The sequence below is a fragment of the Bifidobacterium sp. KRGSERBCFTRI genome (assembly GCF_025908335.1).
Map to the genome: position 1 here is coordinate 1,509,698 of NZ_CP109653.1, position 19,727 is coordinate 1,529,424.

Here is a 19,727-nt window from a genome sequence, read left to right on the forward strand (position 1 = left end):
GACGGACGAGATGCTCCGATTCACCTACATCGGCATGTCTTAAAAACGTCAGGCCCGAGTAAGCACTCCCCTATCCATACGATAGGTATGGTCCACATAAGCAAGCGTGTCCGGATCATGGGTAACCATAAGCACCGAGGTACCGTCATCCGCTACTTGCCGCAGCAGCCGCATGACGATTGCGGCGCTTTCGGCATCCAGATCTCCTGTCGGTTCATCGGCGATCAGCAGTTTCGGCTTGTTCATCAACGCTCGGGCGATGGAGACGCGGCGCATCTCGCCGCCAGAGAGCTCCTTCGGATAGCATGTCGCAAGCTCGCCTACAAGCAGTTGATCCAACAGATGTTGCGCGCGTTGCGTCAAATGGTCGGGCTGAGATGAAGAAGCCATCTGCGTCGAAGCTGGTTGGATGACGTCGGGAAGGCCATCGACCACGACGGAAGACGCCGTCTGTTCCTGTGATTGTGCGTCATTCGTCCGTTCATCGATTTCGGTTTCATACCGAGACGGGTTGCGATGCAGCACTGCGGGAAGGACCACATTGTCGATTGCGGTGAGGTTCGGCAATAGTGTCTGGATCTGCGTGACGAAGCCGATGGTGCGGTTGCGCAAAATCGACATCTGTTTGTCGTTTAACGTGGTCACCTCGTTACCGGCCAGCAGAATCGAACCGGATGTAGGTTTCAGCAATCCCGTGACGAGATTGAGCAAAGTGCTTTTGCCGTTTCCGGATCGGCCGACGATCGCCATGAATTCGCCTGGATCGAGCGTGAGATTCACATCATCCACCGCGGGGAAAGGTTTGCCTCGGCGTACGAATTCACGGGTAAGGCCACGAACCTCCAATATGGACTGTTCCGGCATCACTCCCCCTCCCTCAGCGTCAGGTATGCCTGTGGGGCGGAAAGACGCACCGTTGTGGCGAGGGATGCGACCAGGCCCGTAAGCACGGCGAACAGGAGAGCGACGACTATCAGTACCGCCACTTTACCGACGCCAATCTGCAGATACGGCAATTGAAGTTCCTTAGCGATCAGACCACTGAACGGAAACACGACCAACGAGGTACAGGTCACACCGATCACACCTCCAATAGCTCCGATGGTTGCCGATTCCTTGACGATAATGCCCACCAGGGTCGCACGATCGGCGCCGAGAATACGGTACGCGGCGAATTCACGCTTGCGTTCGTTCATAGCCGACGAAAACACCGCCAACATCACGACCAATCCCATAGTCCAGAACACCGTGATGAACACCGCCACATAGCGGATGATCACCTTGAGATTCGTTTTCGTCGTAGCCGTGATGCCGCCCGGATACACATATCCCAAACTTTCGATCCCCGTGGCTTTTGCGATATTCGAGGCGACCTGTTGTGCGGAATATCCGTCCTTGACTTTGACGAGCACGGCGGATACCGCTTTGCCGGCGTATTCTTCAGGAATCGCGGCATGTCCGACCTGCGCGGAATAGGAAACGACATCCGGCACCGTGTCCATGTTCACGAATACGGAATTGTCCAGTGACGTTCCGGTATCGGCCAGTTGCGCGGCCACGGGGAATTCATGACCGTACAGTTTGACCGTATTGTTGTCCGACACGTTGATGCTGGCGCCTGCTATGATTTGGCCGCGACGGAGTGTGCCGTCGAATTGCGAAGCCACCCAAGGAGTGATGACGAAGTCGGTGTCGGGGTTGAAGCCGATGATCTGCACCTTTTCGTCGCAGCAGGCTGCCGCAAGCGAGGAGATGTACGTCTGCACCGTGCTTTCGCCCACACCGTCCGCTTTGGCGATTTGGCCTCCAATGTCATTGGTGAAGTAGAACGTGCTCGAAGAGTTTCCCGTGAGCAACGCCTCAGCCTGGTTTTTCGTGTTCTGCGGCGTGACCATCAGATCGGCGCCCATACGTTCCCGCATGCTGTTCAACCCGTTGTTCAGGTTCATGGAAAGCAGCGCGCCTCCATAGAACGCCACAGTGAGCATGACGACCACAATGACAAGCGCCGAAGTGCGGAATGGTTTGCGACGCAGATTGGCCAGCGGTAGTTTCGCAAGGGTGATATGCGGCACGTCAGCCACGCTTTGCCGGCTTGAGATCGAGATATGCGGCGACTGCTGCGAGCGCCGCCAGCAGCACGCCCAATACGATAAGCGTCGGCATCGTCACCATATGGCAATGCATCATGGAGCCTCTGCATACGCCTACCAGCATGGTCGGCACCAGAACGACAAGCACGCCCAGCACGGCATTGGCGATATCCAATCCGGCCCTGACCCGGCTTGGCGCGAAAAATCCGATTATTGCCAGCAATGCGATGACGACGCCCAGTCCCAGAGCGACCCGAGCGGTGTAGTGGCATGCCATGGGCATGTCTTTGACGGCACACACATGCGCGAAGGTCTGTGGGGCGATGGCAATCAGCGCGCCCAGAACAATCTGCGATATCGCGGCGAACAGTTTTCTTGGCATGGTTCTTCCTCTCGAAAAGCAAACATCGCCGATTATCGCAACAAATGCTCCGAAAGAAAAGACTTGTTTTTTCACTCAATCCGTGTTATGAGCCCACAACGGCGCCGCCACGAGGGGCGCCTATTGGAAAAAGACGTCAGAGCTTTTCAATAGGCGCCACACGAAGCAGCAATCGTTTGACGCCATCCGTGCCGAAATCGACGGTGATCACCGAATTCGCGCCCTTGTCCTGCGTTTCGATGACCTTTCCCAAACCGTAATGGTCATGGGTGATTCTGTCGCCTATCTGGAAATCCGAAATGCTCAATCCGTTGTTGCCGTCCAACGAACTTGCCGGAGCCGATTTCGTCAGATCCTTTGGCTTGGCGCGGCGCGTGGTGACCTTACCGGATTTGCCGGAGGGCTTGCCGGAGCCGTATGACGACCGGGATGAGCCATACGAACCGTATGAGGACGAGCCAGAGTGCGATCCGCCAGAGAAACGGCGGCTTCCCGAGCCGTAGGAGGACCGTCCGGAACCATACGAGCTGTGCGATCCATGAGACGACCCATAAGTGGGATGCGATCCGCGAGAACCAGAACCATACGATGAGGAACCGTATGTCGACGATCCGTACATCGATCCGCCGAAGGAAGTGGATCCGAAATCGTCATCATCGTCCCACCCGCCGAACTCGTCGTCATCTCCCCAGCTGGCGCGCATGCGCTCCACACCGGCCTCACGACGTTTCCAATCGATGAGTTCATCCGGAATCTCATCCAGGAACTGGCTGGGCATCATGTCATTGGCCTGCCCCCATTGGGCACGCACCGCCGCACGGGTCACATACAGCCGACGCTTCGCACGGGTGATGCCCACGTATGCCAGACGACGCTCCTCGGACAGCTCGCTGGTGTCCTCCATGGCACGCTGGTGCGGGAACGTGCCCTGTTCCATACCCGTAAGAAACACATACGGATATTCCAAACCTTTTGCCGTATGCAAGGTCATCATCGTGACCTTGCCGGAATCCTCGCCCTCTCCCGGCAACTGATCCGAGTCGGCGACCAATGCCGTAGTCTCCAGGAAACCGGCCAACGTGGCATCCGGCGTGTTCTGCTCGAATTCGGCGGCCACGGACTGCAACTGGGAAAGATTGTCCACACGCGAAGCATCCTGCGGATCCTCGGAACGTTGCAATTCCTCCAGAAGACCGCTTTTGTCCAGTACTTCGGCCACCACTTCGGATGGTTTCGAATCATGTTCCTTGGCGAAATCGGCCAGCTCGTGCATCAGATCACGGAATGCGCCCAACGGTTTGGTGGTACGGCCTGTCATGCCTTCAATCTGGTCCATATGTTCAATGGATTCGAAGAACGTGAGGCCATGCGCGTCCGCGTAGCCGGCCACCAATCCCTCCGCGCGTGCGCCGAGTCCTCGTTTAGGCACATTGAGGATACGCCGCACGTTCACATTATCCGCGGGATTCACGATGGCCTGCAAATACGCGATGGCGTCCTTGACTTCCCTACGTTCATAGAATTTGGTGCCGCCGACCAGCTGATACGGCAGATTGGCGTTGATCATGGCCTCTTCCAGCGAACGTGACTGCGCGTTGGCTCGGTACATGATGGCGATGTCACGGTAAGCGACGTCTTCCTCGGTGTGGATTCGTGCGATTTCGTTCGCTATCCATCCGGCTTCCTGCTGTGCGTTGTCGGCGGCATAGCCGACGATTTTGTCGCCTTGACCAAGCGCCGTCCACAGTTTCTTCGGCTTGCGGTTTTCGTTTTTCGCGATCACCGCGTTCGCCGCGTCGAGGATGGTCTGCGTCGAACGGTAGTTCTGTTCGAGCATGATGGTTTTGGCGTTCGGGAAATCCTGTTCGAAATCTTGGATGTTACGGATGTCCGCACCTCGGAACGCGTAGATGGATTGGTCGGAATCACCCACCACGGTAATCCAGCTCGGTCCCACACGGCCCGCTCCCCTCGCCTGCGGGTCGGGCTGTTCGTCCGAATCGATGCCGGACAATTCACGTACGAGCACATATTGGGCATGGTTGGTGTCTTGATACTCGTCCACGAAGATGTAACGGAACCTGTGCCGATAGTATTCGCTCACCTGCGGGCAGGTTTGGAGCAATTCCACGGTGCGCATGATCAAATCGTCGAAGTCGACTGCGTTGGCGAGCGCCAGACGATGCTGGTATTCGGCGTAGACGACGGCGACCAGTTCGTCGACGTCGCCGGCGCTCACCTGGTATCCACGCTGTCCCGGGGTGTAATCGCAGTTCGCTTTTTTCAGCTGGTCTTTCCAGGAAACCAACGCGTTCTTGCAGTCGGATATCTTGCCCAGCAGCATGCGTGGCGTATACCGCTTCGTATCGATGTTCAGGTCGGCTGCGATCAGTTTGACCAGTCGCTCGCTGTCCGCGGTGTCGTAAATCGAGAAGCCCGATTTAAGGCCGATTTCCTTGCCGTCGCGGCGTAGGATGCGTACGCAGGCGGAGTGGAAGGTGGAGATCCACATATGTTCGGCTTCCGGCCCGACCAAAGTCACGAGACGTTCACGCATTTCCGCGGCCGCCTTGTTGGTGAAGGTGATGGCGAGGATGCTGCTTGCCCAGAAGCCATGCGCCAGCAGCCATGCGATGCGACGTGTCAGCACACGGGTCTTGCCTGAGCCTGCGCCGGCGCCGATGAGCAATGCCTGGCCGTAGTATTTCACCGCTTCTTCCTGTTGGGGGTTGAGTCCCTCTATCAGGCTCCGCGGATCGCACATCACAGGTCCCATGCTCTGTTCCACCGATTCCTCTTTTCTTCGCGCACGCTCATATTCAAACATTTGTTCGCAGCATTCATGTTTATCACATGAGCAGGTCAGGGGTCCGACTCGCACGGTCAATTGGGGCGCGTATGCTGAACTCCTATATACGGCTCGCCGTATGCCATCATCTGATGCCGCTTTCGCGGCCGACAAGATTAAGGGGTTTCATGAAGGAGCTTGAAGAGCGCATTGTGCAGCAGGGTACCGTCAAACCCGGCAATGTGCTGAAAGTGGACGCGTTCCTCAACCATCAGTGCGATGTCGAGCTGTTCGACCATATGGGCGCCGCTTGGGCCGAGCATTTCAAGGGCAAGACCATCGATAAGATTCTGACCATTGAGGCTTCCGGCATTGGCATCGCCTGTGTCGTGGCCCGTCATTTCGGCAATGTCCCGGTGGTGTTCGCCAAGAAGGCGCAGTCCATCAATCTTGACGGCGACCAGTACACGACCACCGTGTATTCCTTCACCAAGCAGAAGGAGTTCCCTGTCATCGTGTCCAAGCGCTATCTCAATGAAGGTGACCACGTGCTGCTGATCGACGATTTCCTTGCCAACGGCAAGGCGTTAAAAGGCCTGATCGAGCTATGCCATGAGGCCGGAGCCACTGTGGAAGGCATCGGCATCGCAGTGGAAAAGGGCTTCCAAGGCGGTGGCGACCAGCTGCGTGAGGAAGGGTACGACGTCGATTCCCTGGCAATCGTCGAATCGATGGATCCGGAAAACGGCACCATCGAATTCCGCTCCTGATTTTTTTCAGCACGCTCAAACGATTATAAGAGAGGATGTAACAGTTGAGCGAAGAGAAGAACACAGAGAAAACCGAAAAAAAGACGAAGGCAAAAGACACTAAAAAAGGCGTGTCTTTTGAGGCGTTGAGCAGTCTTGACGCACCGGTGTCGTTCTGGAAGGGCATTCCGTTCGGCCTGCAGCACGTCATGGCCATGTTCGTGGCGAATCTCGCGCCTATCTTCCTGGTGGCCACGGCCGCCAAGATGGATGCCGCGCAGTCCGCCGCCATCATTCAGGCCGGCCTGCTGGTCGCAGGTCTCGGCACCTGCCTGCAGCTGTACGGTGTGTGGCTGATTGGTTCCCGTCTGCCGATGGTCACCGGCATTTCCTTCACCTACGTCGCGGCCGCCATGTCGATCGCGCAGCATCAGGGTTATGGCGCAGTCGCCGGCGCCGTGGTGCTTGGCGGCCTGTTGGAGGTCGTGCTTGGTTTGACGGCCAAGTATTGGCGTCGTTTCGTCCCGCCGATCGTTTCCGCGATTGTCGTCACCTCGATTGGTTTTTCGCTCCTGTCCGTCGGCGCCACGAGCTTCGGCGGCGGTTCCGGCGCGAAGGATTTCGGCAGCTGGCAGAATCTGACGCTTGGCCTGATTTCGCTGGTGGCTTGCCTTGCGTTCCAGCTGCTCATGAAGGGCACCGCCAAGCAGCTTTCCGTGCTGTTCGGCCTTGTCGTGGGCTATGTGGTCGCGATTTTCATGGGAAAGGTCGATTTCTCCGGTTTCGCCAATCTGCAGGTCGTGTCGGTGCCGCATTTCATGCCGTTCAAGCTTGAGTTTGATCCGGGTGCGATTATCTCCTTCGCTCTGCTGTATGTCGTTTCCTCGGTTGAGGTGTTGGGCGACACAGCGGCGCTTACCAAGGTCGGTCTCGACCGTCAACCCACCGACAAGGAAACCGCCGGAGCTATTGCCGGCGACGGCTTAATCTCCTCCGTGTCCGGTTTGTTCGGCTGCCTGCCATTGACTTCGTTCGCGCAGAACATCGGTCTGGTGGCGATGACCAAGGTGGTCAACCGCAAGGTGATTCTTTCCGGCGGTCTGATTTTGGTGCTCGCCAGCTTCGTTCCGGCCGTTGCAGAGGTCTTCAACTCCCTGCCGCAGGCTGTGCTTGGCGGCTGCACCATCATGATGTTCGGCAATATCATCCTGTCCGGATTCCAGATGATTTCCGAGGCCGGTTACACGCAGCGCAACATCACCATCGCCGCGTTGAGCCTGACCATTGGCATCGGTTTCACCCAGGTCGGCGACATTTTCGCCAACTTCCCGGCGCTGTTCCAGTCCATCTTCGCTTCCAACTGCATCGCGGTGTCGTTCGTGGTGGCTGTGATTCTCAACGCCGTTCTGCCTAGCGAGGAGCACTTCCTGTCCGCTCCTCAGCATCAGGAGGCCTGATTTCCCTAATATCGGCATCGTCCGCATATGAATGATCCCCATTCCGATTTCCACGGAATGGGGATCATTCATATGCGACGGCATGTGGCGGACCTCGTATGGAAGTCGTCAACGCATCAATCAGTGCCCTTGCTTGATCCAAGCGGCAATTGAATCCTTGACCGCCTGCGCGTAGATCGTATTGGACATTCCCGGATGGATGCCATCTCCGGCAAGTTCGTCAGCATGCTGGGAAATGGTCCCGTCCCAATCGACCAGTACGACGTTGTTGGAATGCGCCGCGGCGAATTGCTTCAACACGGCATTGGTGCCAGGAACCCATGAAACGGGAGCGTGCGCGTTAATGAGCACCAGCACATGATCGGGGCCGACATCATTCAGCAGATCGTCAAGCTGATCATTGGTCACCACGGAGTTGGTGGCAAGTCCCACCAAGACCCAGGGGCGCAGATTCCCTTGCGCTTTCAATTGATCGACAAGACCCTGTCCCTTCGCCATCGACCGTGAGACTTCGGCATCCACAATGATGTTGGGGAACGTGTCCCGCAATCCTTTGCTGGACGCCAGCATCACCGAATCTCCGATGGCGGCCATTTGCGAACCATCCGGCATCTTATGCCGTGGCTTCCTTGGCATCGGTGTTCTGCGTCGTTCCAAAGCGGCATGATTGCGTTGCTGCAACAGCCTGGCGCTGATACCCAAGGATTGCGCCACACTGGTTTGTTCCGGTGCCGTCGCCACAGCGTATCCGCAGAAGCTCCATGAGCATGCCAGCACCACGACCGTGGATATCAGACGGCCGCAATGCTCGGCTTCGTCTCCACTGATCGGACGAATCAACGCGATGAATCCCGCACGAGCGACTGGCTTCTCGAACAGCCGCCAAGATGCGAACGCGAACAGCACGGTGAGGATGAAGGTGAAGGCCAGCAGCCTGTCGGCATGCCATGCGCCCCACTGGGGCAGCAGGGACCTCAGCAGCAGCCATAATGGCCAATGCCACAGATAAATGCCATACGAATAATGACCCAAAGCGGCAAGCGGCTTGAACACAAGCAGATCCTGCATCCAGGATCCGAATGGTATGGTTCCTGCGATCAGCACCACAGCAAGCACGGAGGCGACGAAGATACCGCCATGGAACGCCGCTGGGCCTTGAGTGATATGCCGCATCATCCACAGCAATGCCAGCAATGAGCCAAAGGCAACTATCGGGCCGAATTGAATCCATATCTTATGGAATCGTTCCATTATCCGCGATTCATTGGCTCGCCCATGCTCATGTCTGAGAATCGGCAGTATCCAAGCCAGCGCGGCACCGAGCCATAGGCCCATGGCGTGCGTGTCGGTGCCGAAATACACACGTGTGGGGTCAGCGCCAGAGTGGTATAGCAGTCCCATGGATACCGCGCTTGCTCCGGCAAGGGCTGTCAGTATGCATACCGGAGCCCATCTGATGATGATTTTTCGCAGCAGCAAAACCACGAATGGAGCGATCAGATAAAACTGCATGAGCAACGACATGAACCATAGGTGACGGAATATGTCAGGGTTCATCTGGGAGAAATAGCTGGCTCCGCTGCTGATGGCATACCAGTTGTAGCATCCCAGAAGCACGGTCATGATCTGGTTCCGGATGCCGACAAGCATGTCGCGGTTCACCAGCCATGCCAACGTCACCGAAATCGGGATAAGAGCAAACAGCGCGGGATAAATCCGGCGGAACCGTTTGAGGAAGTACTCCCCCAGTTCCAAGCCTTTACCTGAATCGATACGATTGAGCAGCGATGAGAAAATCAGGAAACCGGAGATGGTGAAGAACACATCCACACCGAAAAACCCGCCTTGAAGCGAAAGCTCATCGCAGTGATACAGCACAATCGCAATAAGGGCTATGCCTTTAAGCCCGTCCAAACCGACGAAACGTCGTTTAGCAGCCACGAATAACCAACCGTTCTCTCTTACATCATTGCACGGTACAGTGCAACCTGTCGTATCGTACTACCAAGCAATCCCTTGCGAATCGCGGAAAGGGGGGCCCAACGCACTGCGCCGCCGTGCCTGATTGACCGATGATATCGATTATCAGGCACGGCGGCGCAGATTCATACCGTTTGCCGTCACGTTCCTCTACCAGCCGAAACGTGACACGTCACTCACTTGGAGAAGACGTTGCCGTAGGAGTCCTTGCCTTCTTCTGCGATGGCGGCGGACTTGCGGGCGATGGCCAGCTCCTCGTTGGTCGGGATGACGCAGATGGTGACTGCGGAATCCGGGGTGGAGATGATGCGCGGTTCCTTGGAACGGGTCGCGTTCTTCTCCTCATCCAACTTGACGCCGAACGGAGCGAGCTTGTCGCAGACCATCTTGCGCACGACGTCATCGTTCTCGCCAACGCCTGCGGTGAAGGTGATCACGTCGACGCCACCCATCTGAGCGGTGTAGTTGCCGATGTAGCCGACGATGCGGTGCACGTAGATGTCGAGAGCCAGCTTGGCGTCCTCGTTGCCCTCTTCGACCAGACGATGCACTTCACGCAGGTCGCCGAAGCCGGTCAGACCCATCATGCCGGAACGCTTGTTGAACAGGGTGTCCAGTTCGTCCACGCTCATGTGGGCGTTGCGAATCAGGTGGAAGACGACGGCCGGATCGATGTCGCCGGTACGGCCACCCATCACGAGGCCTTCCAGCGGGGTCAGACCCATGGAGGTCTCAACCGGCTTGCCGGAGATTTCGGCGGAGGCGGAAGCACCGTTGCCGATGTGCAGCACGATCTGCTTGAGGCCTTCGGCCGGCTTGCCGATGACGGACGGCACGACGGAGGAGATGAACTCGTGGGAGGTGCCATGGGCGCCGTAACGGCGGATATGGTACTGCTGGGCGACTTCCTTGTTCAGCGCGTAGGTGCTGGAAGCCTTCGGCAGCTGGAAGAAGAAGGAGGAATCGAACACGAAGATCTGCGGAACATCCGGCAGCAGGGAGCGCATGACCTCAGCGCCCTTGGCCTCCGGACCGTTGTGCAGCGGGGCGAGCACGGCGAGGTCCTTGACCTGGCCGATGGTCTTGTCGTTGACCAGAGCCGGCTTCGGGAAGATGGAACCACCCTGCACCACGCGATGGCCGACGGCCACGATGCCTGCGTCGGCGAGCTTCGGGCCGAACTCGTCGAAGAAGCCGAGCACGCGCTTCAGACCCTGCTCATGGTCGTGAATCGGCTCTTCGAGCTCATGCTTCTCGCCGTTGTACTCGTGCTTGTAATGACCGTCAACCGGCTCGCCGATCTTCTCGACCAGACCGGAAGCGATACCTTCGCCGGTTTCAAGATCAACCAGCTGATACTTGATAGAGCTGGAACCGGAATTGATGACAAGGACGGTTTTCGCCATTGTGGGCATCCTCCATGTGTTAATCGATGTGCCGCTTACGCGACTTTCCAAAACCTTAGATTACTCGTTGCTTGCTACAAAATGCCCGATTACTGGGCCTCGATGGCGGTCAGGGCGATGGTGTTGATGATGTCCTGGACCGTGGCGCCACGGCTCAGATCGTTCACCGGGCGGTTGAGACCCTGCAGCACCGGCCCGACGGCGGCCGCTCCCGAGGAACGCTGTACCGCCTTGTATGCGATGTTGCCCGCGCACAGATCCGGGAATACGAACACATTGACATGGCCCGCCACCGGATCGCCCTTGGCTTTGGTCGCGGCCACGGTCGGAGACCATGCCGCGTCGAACTGGATCGATCCGACCACCGCAAGGTCGGGAGCCTTGTCTTTGACGATGGTGGTGGCTTCCTCGACGAGGTCGACGTCGGGTCCTTTTCCGGAGCCCAGCGTGGAATAGGACAGCATGCCCACCTTCGGTTCAAGGCCGAACGCCTTGGCCGTTTCGGCGGATTGGATTGCTATTTCGGCGAGCTGCTCGGCATTGGGGTTAAGGTTGATGGCACAGTCGGCGAACACGGCGGCATGGTCCTTGAAACACATCAGGAACGCTCCGGAGACCAGCGACGTTCCTGGCTTGGTCTTGATGACCTGCAGGGCCGGACGCACGGTATTGGCCGTGGAGTTGACGGAACCGGACACGAGACCGTCCGCCATGCCCATCACCACAAGCATGGTGCCGAAATAGCTGTCATCGGCCAGCTGTTTGCGCGCCTGCTCTTCGGTCATGCCTTTCTTGGCGCGCAGCTCGCACAGCTTCGCCACCATGGGTTCCAGCACCGTTTCATCATCCTTGGCTTGGAATTTCGCCTTGCCAAGCGATTTCAATCCCAATTCCTGGCCGCGGGCGAGAATGGCGTTTTCGTCTCCGACGATGATCAGATCGACGATGTCGCGCTCCAGCAGATAATCGGCGGCTTTGATGATGCGATCCTCGTTGCCCTCCGGCAGCACGATGGTCTTCTTGTCCGCCTTCGCCTTGCCCAGCAGACCGTATTGGAAAGCATAGGGTGTGGTCGGGGCGTCGAATGGCGATTCGAGTGCCACGGTCAGTTCCACGGCGTCGACGTTCGTCGCGAACGCTTCGTCTGCCTTGCTGATGGCGTCATCGTCGTTGAAATCGACGGCAGGTAGCGTCCACACCGGCACCGGGTAGTCGACGAAGCATGCTTTGAGTGGATTCGGCTGCGTGTCGTCACACCCAGTAATGAACACGCCGACGACTTTGCTCCCGGCGTCTTCGATGACCTTGGTGGATGCCTCAACCGTGCTTTTGACTTGTTCCGGTGTGCGTTCGATAGTGCATACGGCCAGCAGGACCGGCGATTGGAGGTCTGCCGCGACGTCAGCGTTGAAAGAGAACATCGCGGGATCATTGACTGCTGACCTGTCGGTGCCGACAATCACCATGGCATCCGGTCGGGCTGTTTCTACGGCTTGGGTGTAGGCCGCAACGATATCCGCCCGCGAACCTTCCTTATCGTTACGAGCGCGCTTGGGGCACACGCCGACGGACTGTTCCCGGCTCAAACCGGCATTGGAAGCTTCGATCAGCACGTCCGTGAAGGTGTCTTTTCTGCAGACCGCCGGACGGAACACTCCGGTCTTGCCGGCTGCGGCAAGTGTCTTGGTGACTCCAAGGGCGACAACATTACGGCCGTTAGCCGCTTCGGGACTGATGATGGTGACGCTGGTAAAACTCACGGTGTCTCCTATGTACTTCGCATTATTCGGGTGCGATACCGCATCGTTCGCACAATGAGCAATTGTAATGTGCAAACGGTAACTGACACGCGCTAGCGGTTTTGCTGTTTTAAGCCAAGCATATCGCACCGTAATACGAAAAAGCCCCAAGGGAACAATCCCTTGGGGCTTTTATCAAGCAATCAGGCCAAATAGCCTAGGCTCACTCGTTATCGCCAGCGGTTGCGGCGGTAGCGGAGATAGCACCCTGCTTGTTGGTGTTGACACCGGAGTAGACCCAGTCGGTGTAATCCGGGTGATCGTAGCCGTTGTCGACAGCGAACTGGAAGGCTTCCTGACGGAAGGCCTCGAGCTCGTTGATCTTGTCGGCGTACTTGTCAGCGTCAATCATGCGCAGAGCTTCAGCCTGGAGCTCGTAGCGATCGATGTTGTTCACGCGAACCATGTCGTACGGGGTGGTGGTGGAGCCCTGCTCCTCGTAGCCGTGAACGTTGAAGTTGTCGTGGTTCGGGCGATCGTAGATCAGACCACGCACATCGCGGGCATAGGAGTGGTAAGCGAACAGGACCGGCTTGTCCTCGGTGAACAGCTCAGCGAACTCCTCATCGGAGAGGGCCTCGTTGTTCTCCTTGGCGGACTGCAGCTTGACCAGGTCAACCACGTTGACGACCTTGAACTTGATGCCCATGGCGTCCAGCTTGTCGGCAGCGGCCATGATTTCCTGAGTCGGAACATCACCGGTGGCGGCGAGCACGATCTGAGCCTCATCGTTGGACTTCACGTTGGAAGCCCACTTCCACTCGGCAGCACCCTTCTCGAGCTCGGCGCGAGCTTCGTCCAGGGTCAGCCAGGTGGCGGCCGGCTGCTTGCCGGCGATGATGGCGTTGATCTTGTTGGTGGACTTGTAGCACTTCTCAGCCACAGCGAGCAGCATGTTGGAATCCACCGGGAAGTAGATGCCGATCACGTGATCGTTGTTGAAGCACTTGTTCAGCAGGACGGAGGTGACACCCGGATCCTGGTGGGAGAAGCCGTTGTGATCCTGACGCCACACGTGGGAGGAGACGAGCAGGTTCATGGAGGAGATCGGCTTGCGCCACGGAATCTCGCGGACGGTAGCCTCGAGCCACTTGGCGTGCTGGTTCAGCATGGAGTCGATCACGTGCACGAAGGACTCATAGGAGCTCCAGATGCCGTGACGGCCGGTCAGCAGGTAGCCCTCGAGGAAGCCTTCCATCTGGTGCTCGGAAAGCTGCTCGGTGACCTGGCCGGTGACAGCCATGTGCTCGTCGACCTGAGCGGACAGGTAGCCGGCGTCCCACTGCTTGTTGGTGACGTCGTAAGCGGCCTGCAGACGGTTGGAAGCGGTCTCATCCGGTCCGAAGATACGGAAGGAGTCCGGGTTGTTCTTGATGATGTCGCGGGTGTAGACGCCCAGACGACGGGTGGCCTCGAGCTGGCCCCAGCCGTGGCCGTACTCGGCGACTTCCTTGACCTCGTAGTCTTCCAGCTTCGGCAGCTTCAGCTCTTCGCGGATGCGGCCACCGTTGGCGTTCGGGTTCTCACCGATGCGCAGTTCGCCGGTCGGCATGAAGGCGGTGACTTCCGGCTTCACGGCGCCGTTCTCGTCGAACAGCTCTTCCGGCTTGTAGGACTCGAGCCAGTTCTTGAGGACCTCGAAGTGGGCCTCGGTATCGCGGGCGGAAGCCAGCGGCACCTGGTGGGAACGCCAGGAGCCCTCGGTCTTCTTGCCGTCGATGAACTTCGGGCAGGTCCAGCCCTTCGGGGTACGGAAGATGATCATCGGGTAGAACGGACGAGTCATGTCGTCGGTCTGAGCGGCGGCCTTGATGTCGCAGATCTCGTCGAAGACGGTCTCGAACAGCTCGGCGAAACGACGGTGGATCGACAGGTGATCCTCGTTGTCGAAGCCAGCGACGAACTCGTACGGCTCATAGCCCATGCCGTGGAAGAACTCGTGGAGCTCTTCGTCGGAGATGCGGGACAGGATGGTCGGGTTGGCGATCTTGTAGCCGTTGAGGTGCAGGATCGGCAGCACGATACCGTCGGTGCGCGGGTTGATGAGCTTGTTGGACTGCCAGCCGGTGGCCAGCGGGCCGGTCTCAGCTTCACCGTCGCCGACGATGGCCGGGACGAACAGGCTCGGGTTGTTCATCACAGCGCCGTAGGCGTGGGACAGGGCGTAACCCAGCTCGCCGCCTTCGTGGATGGAGCCCGGGGTCTCCGGAGCGTAGTGGGACGGGATGCCACCCGGGTAGGAGAACTGGCGGAAGAACTTCTGCAGGCCAGCCTCATCCTTGGTGATGTTCGGGAAGTACTCGGTGTAGGTGCCGTCCAGGTAGGACTGAGCGGTACCAGCCGGGCCGCCGTGGCCCGGGCCCATGATGATCACAGTGTTCTGCTGGTGATCAGCAATGAGACGGTTGATGTGGCCGATGAGGAAGTTCAGGCCCGGGGTGGTGCCCCAGTGACCGACCAGACGGTGCTTGACGTCTTCGCGGGTGAAAGGCTCCTTCATCAGCGGGTTGCTACGCAGATAGATCTGGCCGATGGAGAGGTAGTTGGCTGCGCGCCAGTACTTATCCACGCCTTCGATAGCTTCCTCGGAAACCGGAGCGTTCAGCTTCTTCCAAGGGGTGCCAATAACAGGACTCGTCATGTGTACTCCTGTACTCCTGCACTGTGATGTGCGATTGTTTATTTCCTTAGGTCATGAGCCATGCCTAAAACCTTGCGGTTACGCGGTATGCCTCATTTCCAGTCACTTGCACATATTACGAGCGCGGTTCGACTTTTTGCTGTTTTTTTGCGACTGTGTGTTCAATTGTTATTTTTCTGTACGCAAATGTGTGCTTTTATCGAGATTTTTGTGCGTACTTCACACTCTATCAAAAAGATTGAAAAACGGCTCAAAATCAACGTTTTTAGTCGGTTAACACATGTTTCCCACGTTCGTTTCCCTAGATACACACGCGGCGTGTTGAGTAGGTGGGAGTAAGCAATTGTGAGATTCGTTCATTCTCCGTTCACGTGTTTCCAATGTCTCCTTGCAACGTCACAATAGAGCAGTTAGTATTGTTCGTTTCTTGATACCTCATATTAAAGGGAGAGTGTTATGGCTGCAGGTCCTGTGCTCGTTGTCGATTTCGGAGCCCAGTACGCCCAGCTGATCGCACGTCGCGTGCGTGAGGCCAATGTTTATTCGGAGCTCGTGCCGCATTCCATGCCGGTCGATGAGATGCTGGCCAAGGATCCGCAGGCCATCATCCTGTCCGGTGGCCCCGCTTCCGTGTTCGAACCGGGCGCTCCGCGCGTCGACAAGAAGCTGTTCGACGCGGGCGTTCCGGTGCTCGGCATCTGCTACGGCTTCCAAGCCATGGCATACGCGTTGGGCGCGGATGTCGACAAGGCCGCCCTGGGCGAATACGGCAAAACGGAAACCACCATCGACAAGGCGGAGGGTCTGCTCGACGGCTCTCCCGCAGAGCAAAGCACGTGGATGAGCCATGGCGTGGCCGTCAAGACCGCGCCGGAAGGCTTCGAAGTGCTCGCCCACACCGAAGGCGCACCGGTCGCCGCCATGCAGGACGAGTCCCGCAAACTGTACGGCGTGCAGTGGCATCCGGAAGTCAAGCACACTCCGATGGGCCAGAAGCTCATCGAGAACTTCCTGCACAAGTGCGCCGGCCTCGGCGATAACTGGAACGCGTCCAACATCATCGAGGACCAGGTCAAGAAAATCCGCGAGAAGGTCGGCGACGCCCAGGTGATTTGCGGCCTGTCCGGCGGCGTCGACTCCGCCGTCGCGGCGGCTCTGGTGCATAAGGCCATCGGCGAGCAGCTCACCTGCGTGTTCGTGGACCACGGTCTGCTGCGCAAGGGCGAGGCCGAGCAGGTCAAACATGATTTCGTCGAGGCCACCGGCATCAAGCTCATCGCCGTGGACGCCTCCGAAGACTTCCTCACCGCCCTGAAGGGTGTGAGCGAGCCGGAGAAGAAGCGCAAGATCATCGGAGAGAAGTTCATCCGCACGTTCGAGAAGGCCCAGCGTCAGGTCATCGAAGAGGCCGGTGCCTCCGGCAAGGAAGTCAAATTCCTCGTGCAGGGCACGCTGTATCCGGACGTCGTAGAGTCCGGCGGCGGCGATGGCGCGGCCAACATCAAATCGCACCACAATGTGGGCGGCCTGCCGAAGGACATCAAATTCCAGCTCATCGAGCCACTGCGCACCCTGTTCAAGGATGAGGTGCGCGCCATTGGCACCGAACTCGGTCTGCCGGATGAGATTGTCTGGCGTCAGCCATTCCCGGGTCCGGGTCTCGGCATCCGCATCATCGGCGAAATCACCAAGGAACGTCTTGACTTGCTGCGCGAAGCTGATGCCATCGCACGTGAGGAGCTTTCCAAGGCCGGCCTCGACCGCGACATCTGGCAGTGCCCGGTCGTGCTGCTTGCCGACGTGCATTCCGTGGGCGTGCAGGGTGACGAACGCACCTACGGCTCGCCAATCGTGTTGCGTCCGGTGTCGTCCGAAGACGCCATGACCGCCGACTGGTCGCGTATCCCGTACGACGTGCTCGCCACCATCTCGACGCGTATTACCAACGAATGCCGTCAGATCAACCGCGTGGTGCTTGACTGCACTTCCAAGCCGCCGGCAACCATCGAATGGGAGTGAGCCCGCAGGCTTAGACACGTAATGGGAGGGGCTTCCCGCGGAACTACTCGCGGAAAGCCCCTCCCATTATGCGGCGAAAAGAGTCCACTCTCGTTAGAATCGAACAATCTCCTTCACAACATCTCTTTCATACATCCGTCAGGAAAGCATGTCGTTCCACATATTCACGAAATTCGGCAAGGTTTTTGCCGTGGCGGCGATGTTCTCCACTTGGATGCCTTTGATGCGCAAACCAAGCATCGCAGCGAACGTGGCCATGCGATGATCGGCATAAGTCTCCATCACGGCCGGTCGAAGGCAGCCCGCGGATACGGGCGTTATCTTCAATCCATCCGGCAATTCACGAGCTTCTCCCCCAATACGCGTGATTTCATTGACCAACGCCTCAAGACGGTTCGTCTCGTGTCCGCGTAAATGGCCGATGCCGATCATATTGGTCGGTTTGTCGGCGAAAGCCAGAATCGCAGCAAGCGATGGCGCGATTTCACCGGCAGCGGTCAGATCGAAATCACCCAAACCGTTGATGGCATGTCCACCTGTGACTTCGCAATAACGGATGCCGTTCTTTTCCGGGAAAGACACTTGCGCTCCCATGCGTTCAAGATACCCCGGCAGCAAACCACCAGGTTGCGTGGTGGTTTCCGGCCAATGCGGCACACGCACGGTTCCGCCGGCGATCAACGCGGCGCCCAGGAACGGAGCGGCATTCGACAAATCCGGTTCGACCGTCACCTGTCCGGGTAGTTGAACCGTTCCCGGAGCGACTCCCCAGACATGAACGTCTTCATCTGCAATCGCATCCACACCAGCACTTTTAAGATCGGCCACCGTCATTCGGATATGCGGCAGGCTTGGAGTCTTTTTCCCCGTATGGTGCAGCTCAAGGCCGCCTGGCACACGCGAGCCGATCAGCAACAGGCCGGAAATGAACTGCGAAGAGCCGGACGAATCGATGGAGACCACATTCGGCGTTTCGCGCACGGCCGAATCAAATGCGGGCGGAGTGATTGTGAACGGCAGACGGCCTTCTTCACCGTGGTATTCAATGGTCGCACCCAACTGCCGCAAGCCATCCAACACCGGTTTCATCGGGCGGGCATATGCCTGCTCATCGCCATCGAAATCGACGGGACCATCGGCGAACATCGCAAGTCCCGGCACGAAACGCATCACCGTGCCGGCAAGTCCGCAGTAAATTTTCGCATTGCCATGGAAGTGGCCATCCGCTGGCGGCGTCACCGTTACCGTCGTATCAGTTTCGACATCAACCTCACAGCGGACGCCAAGCGCACGTAACGCCTCCATCATCAGCTCGGTGTCACGCGAGCGCAGCAGCCCTACCAAACGCACCGGCTCCGATCCGAGAGCCGCGAGAATGAGATACCGGTTCGACAGGGATTTGCTACCCGGCACCACCACAGTGGCGTTGAGCGGTTTGCCGGCATACGGTGCCGGCCATAGGTTCTCTTGAAGTGCTTCCATGCGACCCATGGTAACCAAAACCTGCGGAAAAAGACGTGTCCATCTCGTCAGCGACATGCTGGTATCCATATGGGATGCAAACTATACAACTCCTTCCCCATCTGCCCATCATTGCGTGTAGGCGTCCTTTGACGACGTCCGTTCTTTTTCACCTCAATGTGGAGAAGAGCGAGCGCATAGAAGAAACGAGCGCATAGAAGAAAGAAGAGAATATGACATCGCCACAGCAACCACAGCCATATGTGCCTGTGCCGCAACCCCAACAACCGAATGCGGCCGTGCCGCAGCCGCAGCTCTACGCGTCCGCATCACAGCAATATTATCCGCCTGCCGCTCAACAGCCTCAGCCAATGGCTCCGGTTCCCGTTCCGGCGGGAACGGCGTTGCGTACCAAACGCGGCCTGCTCAAATTCGTGCTGCTTGGTCTCATCACTTTCGGCATCTACGACATTTGGCAGATGAGTGAGGTTGGGGAAACCTTGAACCTGATCGCCACGCGTCGCGACGGCAAGCGCACCATGCACTATTGCCTCATGTTCTTCATTGTCGGCTGGCTGACTTTCGGCATCGGCTGGCTTGTCTGGAACCATCGTCTCAGCGCTCGAATCGGCACCGAACAGGCCGCCCGGCATTTGCCGGTGACCGTGACGGCCGCGACATACTGGCTATGGAGCGTTCTCGGCACGTTGATCATCGTCGGGCCGTTGGTCTACACATACAAGATCCTGCATGCCATGAATGATCTGAGCGCCGACTACAACATGTGTGGCATCTGAGTTTCTTTTGTGCGCACAATCATTGAAGCCCGGAATTCCAAGTGGCAAAACCATTGGAACTCCGGGCTTTTTGTCGGGCTGACAGGATTTGAACCTGCGACATTCTGCTCCCAAAGCAGACGCGCTACCAAACTGCGCTACAGCCCGTTCATGCA

Annotated in this window: 13 protein-coding genes and 1 tRNA gene; 4 read left to right on the plus strand and 10 right to left on the minus strand. The window is 57.9% G+C overall.

The window, feature by feature from the left end:
* Window positions 1–48: 48 nt before the first annotated feature.
* From OGI63_RS06465 to OGI63_RS06480, 4 genes are all read right to left on the minus strand, one after another.
* Window positions 49–864 (minus strand): ABC transporter ATP-binding protein, encoded by an 816-nt coding sequence (locus OGI63_RS06465; RefSeq protein WP_011743114.1) that lies wholly within the window; start codon window positions 862–864, stop codon window positions 49–51.
* Entirely contained in the window at window positions 864–2,075 is a 1,212-nt protein-coding gene (locus OGI63_RS06470) for an ABC transporter permease (protein ID WP_041777498.1), read from the minus strand. Before OGI63_RS06470 ends, OGI63_RS06465 begins: the two co-directional genes overlap by 1 nt.
* A 1-nt stretch (window position 2,076) precedes the next feature.
* Entirely contained in the window at window positions 2,077–2,475 is a 399-nt protein-coding gene (locus tag OGI63_RS06475) for a DUF4418 family protein (protein ID WP_011743112.1), read from the minus strand.
* Window positions 2,476–2,611: 136 nt separating this feature from the next.
* Window positions 2,612–5,251, minus strand: a complete 2,640-nt coding sequence (locus OGI63_RS06480) for an ATP-dependent helicase (RefSeq protein ID WP_011743111.1) — start codon at window positions 5,249–5,251, stop codon at window positions 2,612–2,614.
* A 200-nt stretch (window positions 5,252–5,451) separates the two neighbouring features.
* Here OGI63_RS06480 and OGI63_RS06485 point away from each other — a divergent pair, with 200 nt between their 5' ends.
* Window positions 5,452–6,033 (plus strand): xanthine phosphoribosyltransferase, encoded by a 582-nt coding sequence (locus OGI63_RS06485; protein WP_041777287.1) that lies wholly within the window; start codon window positions 5,452–5,454, stop codon window positions 6,031–6,033.
* A gap of 44 nt (window positions 6,034–6,077) precedes the next feature.
* The gene (locus OGI63_RS06490) at window positions 6,078–7,469 is read left to right on the plus strand and encodes a nucleobase:cation symporter-2 family protein (protein WP_011743109.1); all 1,392 of its coding nucleotides are present in this window, start codon (window positions 6,078–6,080) and stop codon (window positions 7,467–7,469) included.
* Between the two features lie 120 nt (window positions 7,470–7,589).
* On the opposite strand, the gene OGI63_RS06495 is transcribed toward OGI63_RS06490, so the two are convergent.
* The 4 genes from OGI63_RS06495 to OGI63_RS06510 all read right to left on the minus strand — a co-directional run bounded on the left by OGI63_RS06495 (window position 7,590) and on the right by OGI63_RS06510 (window position 15,295).
* Complete coding sequence (locus OGI63_RS06495) at window positions 7,590–9,410, minus strand: acyltransferase family protein (RefSeq protein ID WP_011743108.1); 1,821 nt, start codon at window positions 9,408–9,410, stop codon at window positions 7,590–7,592.
* 215 nt (window positions 9,411–9,625) lie between these two features.
* Entirely contained in the window at window positions 9,626–10,855 is a 1,230-nt protein-coding gene (locus tag OGI63_RS06500; RefSeq protein ID WP_011743107.1) for an acetate/propionate family kinase, read from the minus strand.
* Window positions 10,856–10,944: 89 nt separating this feature from the next.
* Window positions 10,945–12,615 (minus strand): phosphate acetyltransferase, encoded by a 1,671-nt coding sequence (gene pta, locus OGI63_RS06505; RefSeq protein ID WP_011743106.1) that lies wholly within the window; start codon window positions 12,613–12,615, stop codon window positions 10,945–10,947.
* A gap of 202 nt (window positions 12,616–12,817) precedes the next feature.
* Complete coding sequence (locus tag OGI63_RS06510) at window positions 12,818–15,295, minus strand: phosphoketolase (protein WP_011743105.1); 2,478 nt, start codon at window positions 15,293–15,295, stop codon at window positions 12,818–12,820.
* A gap of 456 nt (window positions 15,296–15,751) precedes the next feature.
* On the opposite strand from OGI63_RS06510, the gene guaA reads away from it, so the two are divergent.
* Window positions 15,752–17,314, plus strand: coding sequence for a glutamine-hydrolyzing GMP synthase (guaA, locus tag OGI63_RS06515; protein WP_003809522.1), 1,563 nt, complete (start codon window positions 15,752–15,754; stop codon window positions 17,312–17,314).
* 138 nt (window positions 17,315–17,452) lie between these two features.
* Here guaA and aroA read toward each other — a convergent pair whose 3' ends face one another.
* Window positions 17,453–18,805, minus strand: coding sequence for a 3-phosphoshikimate 1-carboxyvinyltransferase (gene aroA / locus OGI63_RS06520; RefSeq protein WP_011743104.1), 1,353 nt, complete (start codon window positions 18,803–18,805; stop codon window positions 17,453–17,455).
* Between the two features lie 203 nt (window positions 18,806–19,008).
* On the opposite strand from aroA, the gene OGI63_RS06525 reads away from it, so the two are divergent.
* Window positions 19,009–19,572, plus strand: a complete 564-nt coding sequence (locus OGI63_RS06525) for a DUF4234 domain-containing protein (RefSeq protein ID WP_080505082.1) — start codon at window positions 19,009–19,011, stop codon at window positions 19,570–19,572.
* 73 nt (window positions 19,573–19,645) lie between these two features.
* Here the strand turns inward: OGI63_RS06525 and OGI63_RS06530 are convergent.
* A tRNA-Pro gene (locus OGI63_RS06530) sits at window positions 19,646–19,719 on the minus strand.
* Window positions 19,720–19,727: the final 8 nt, after the last annotated feature.

Excerpts from the sequence above, each read along its gene's own strand:
- OGI63_RS06480 (WP_011743111.1), bottom strand. The coding sequence starts at position 5,251 with ATGGGACCTGTGATGTGCGATCCGCGGAGCCTGATAGAGGGACTCAAC.
- OGI63_RS06475 (WP_011743112.1), bottom strand. The coding sequence starts at position 2,475 with ATGCCAAGAAAACTGTTCGCCGCGATATCGCAGATTGTTCTGGGCGCG.
- aroA (WP_011743104.1), bottom strand. The coding sequence starts at position 18,805 with ATGGGTCGCATGGAAGCACTTCAAGAGAACCTATGGCCGGCACCGTAT.
- OGI63_RS06465 (WP_011743114.1), bottom strand. The coding sequence starts at position 864 with ATGCCGGAACAGTCCATATTGGAGGTTCGTGGCCTTACCCGTGAATTC.
- OGI63_RS06485 (WP_041777287.1), top strand. The coding sequence starts at position 5,452 with ATGAAGGAGCTTGAAGAGCGCATTGTGCAGCAGGGTACCGTCAAACCC.
- guaA (WP_003809522.1), top strand. The coding sequence starts at position 15,752 with ATGGCTGCAGGTCCTGTGCTCGTTGTCGATTTCGGAGCCCAGTACGCC.
- OGI63_RS06525 (WP_080505082.1), top strand. The coding sequence starts at position 19,009 with ATGACATCGCCACAGCAACCACAGCCATATGTGCCTGTGCCGCAACCC.
- OGI63_RS06510 (WP_011743105.1), bottom strand. The coding sequence starts at position 15,295 with ATGACGAGTCCTGTTATTGGCACCCCTTGGAAGAAGCTGAACGCTCCG.
- OGI63_RS06500 (WP_011743107.1), bottom strand. The coding sequence starts at position 10,855 with ATGGCGAAAACCGTCCTTGTCATCAATTCCGGTTCCAGCTCTATCAAG.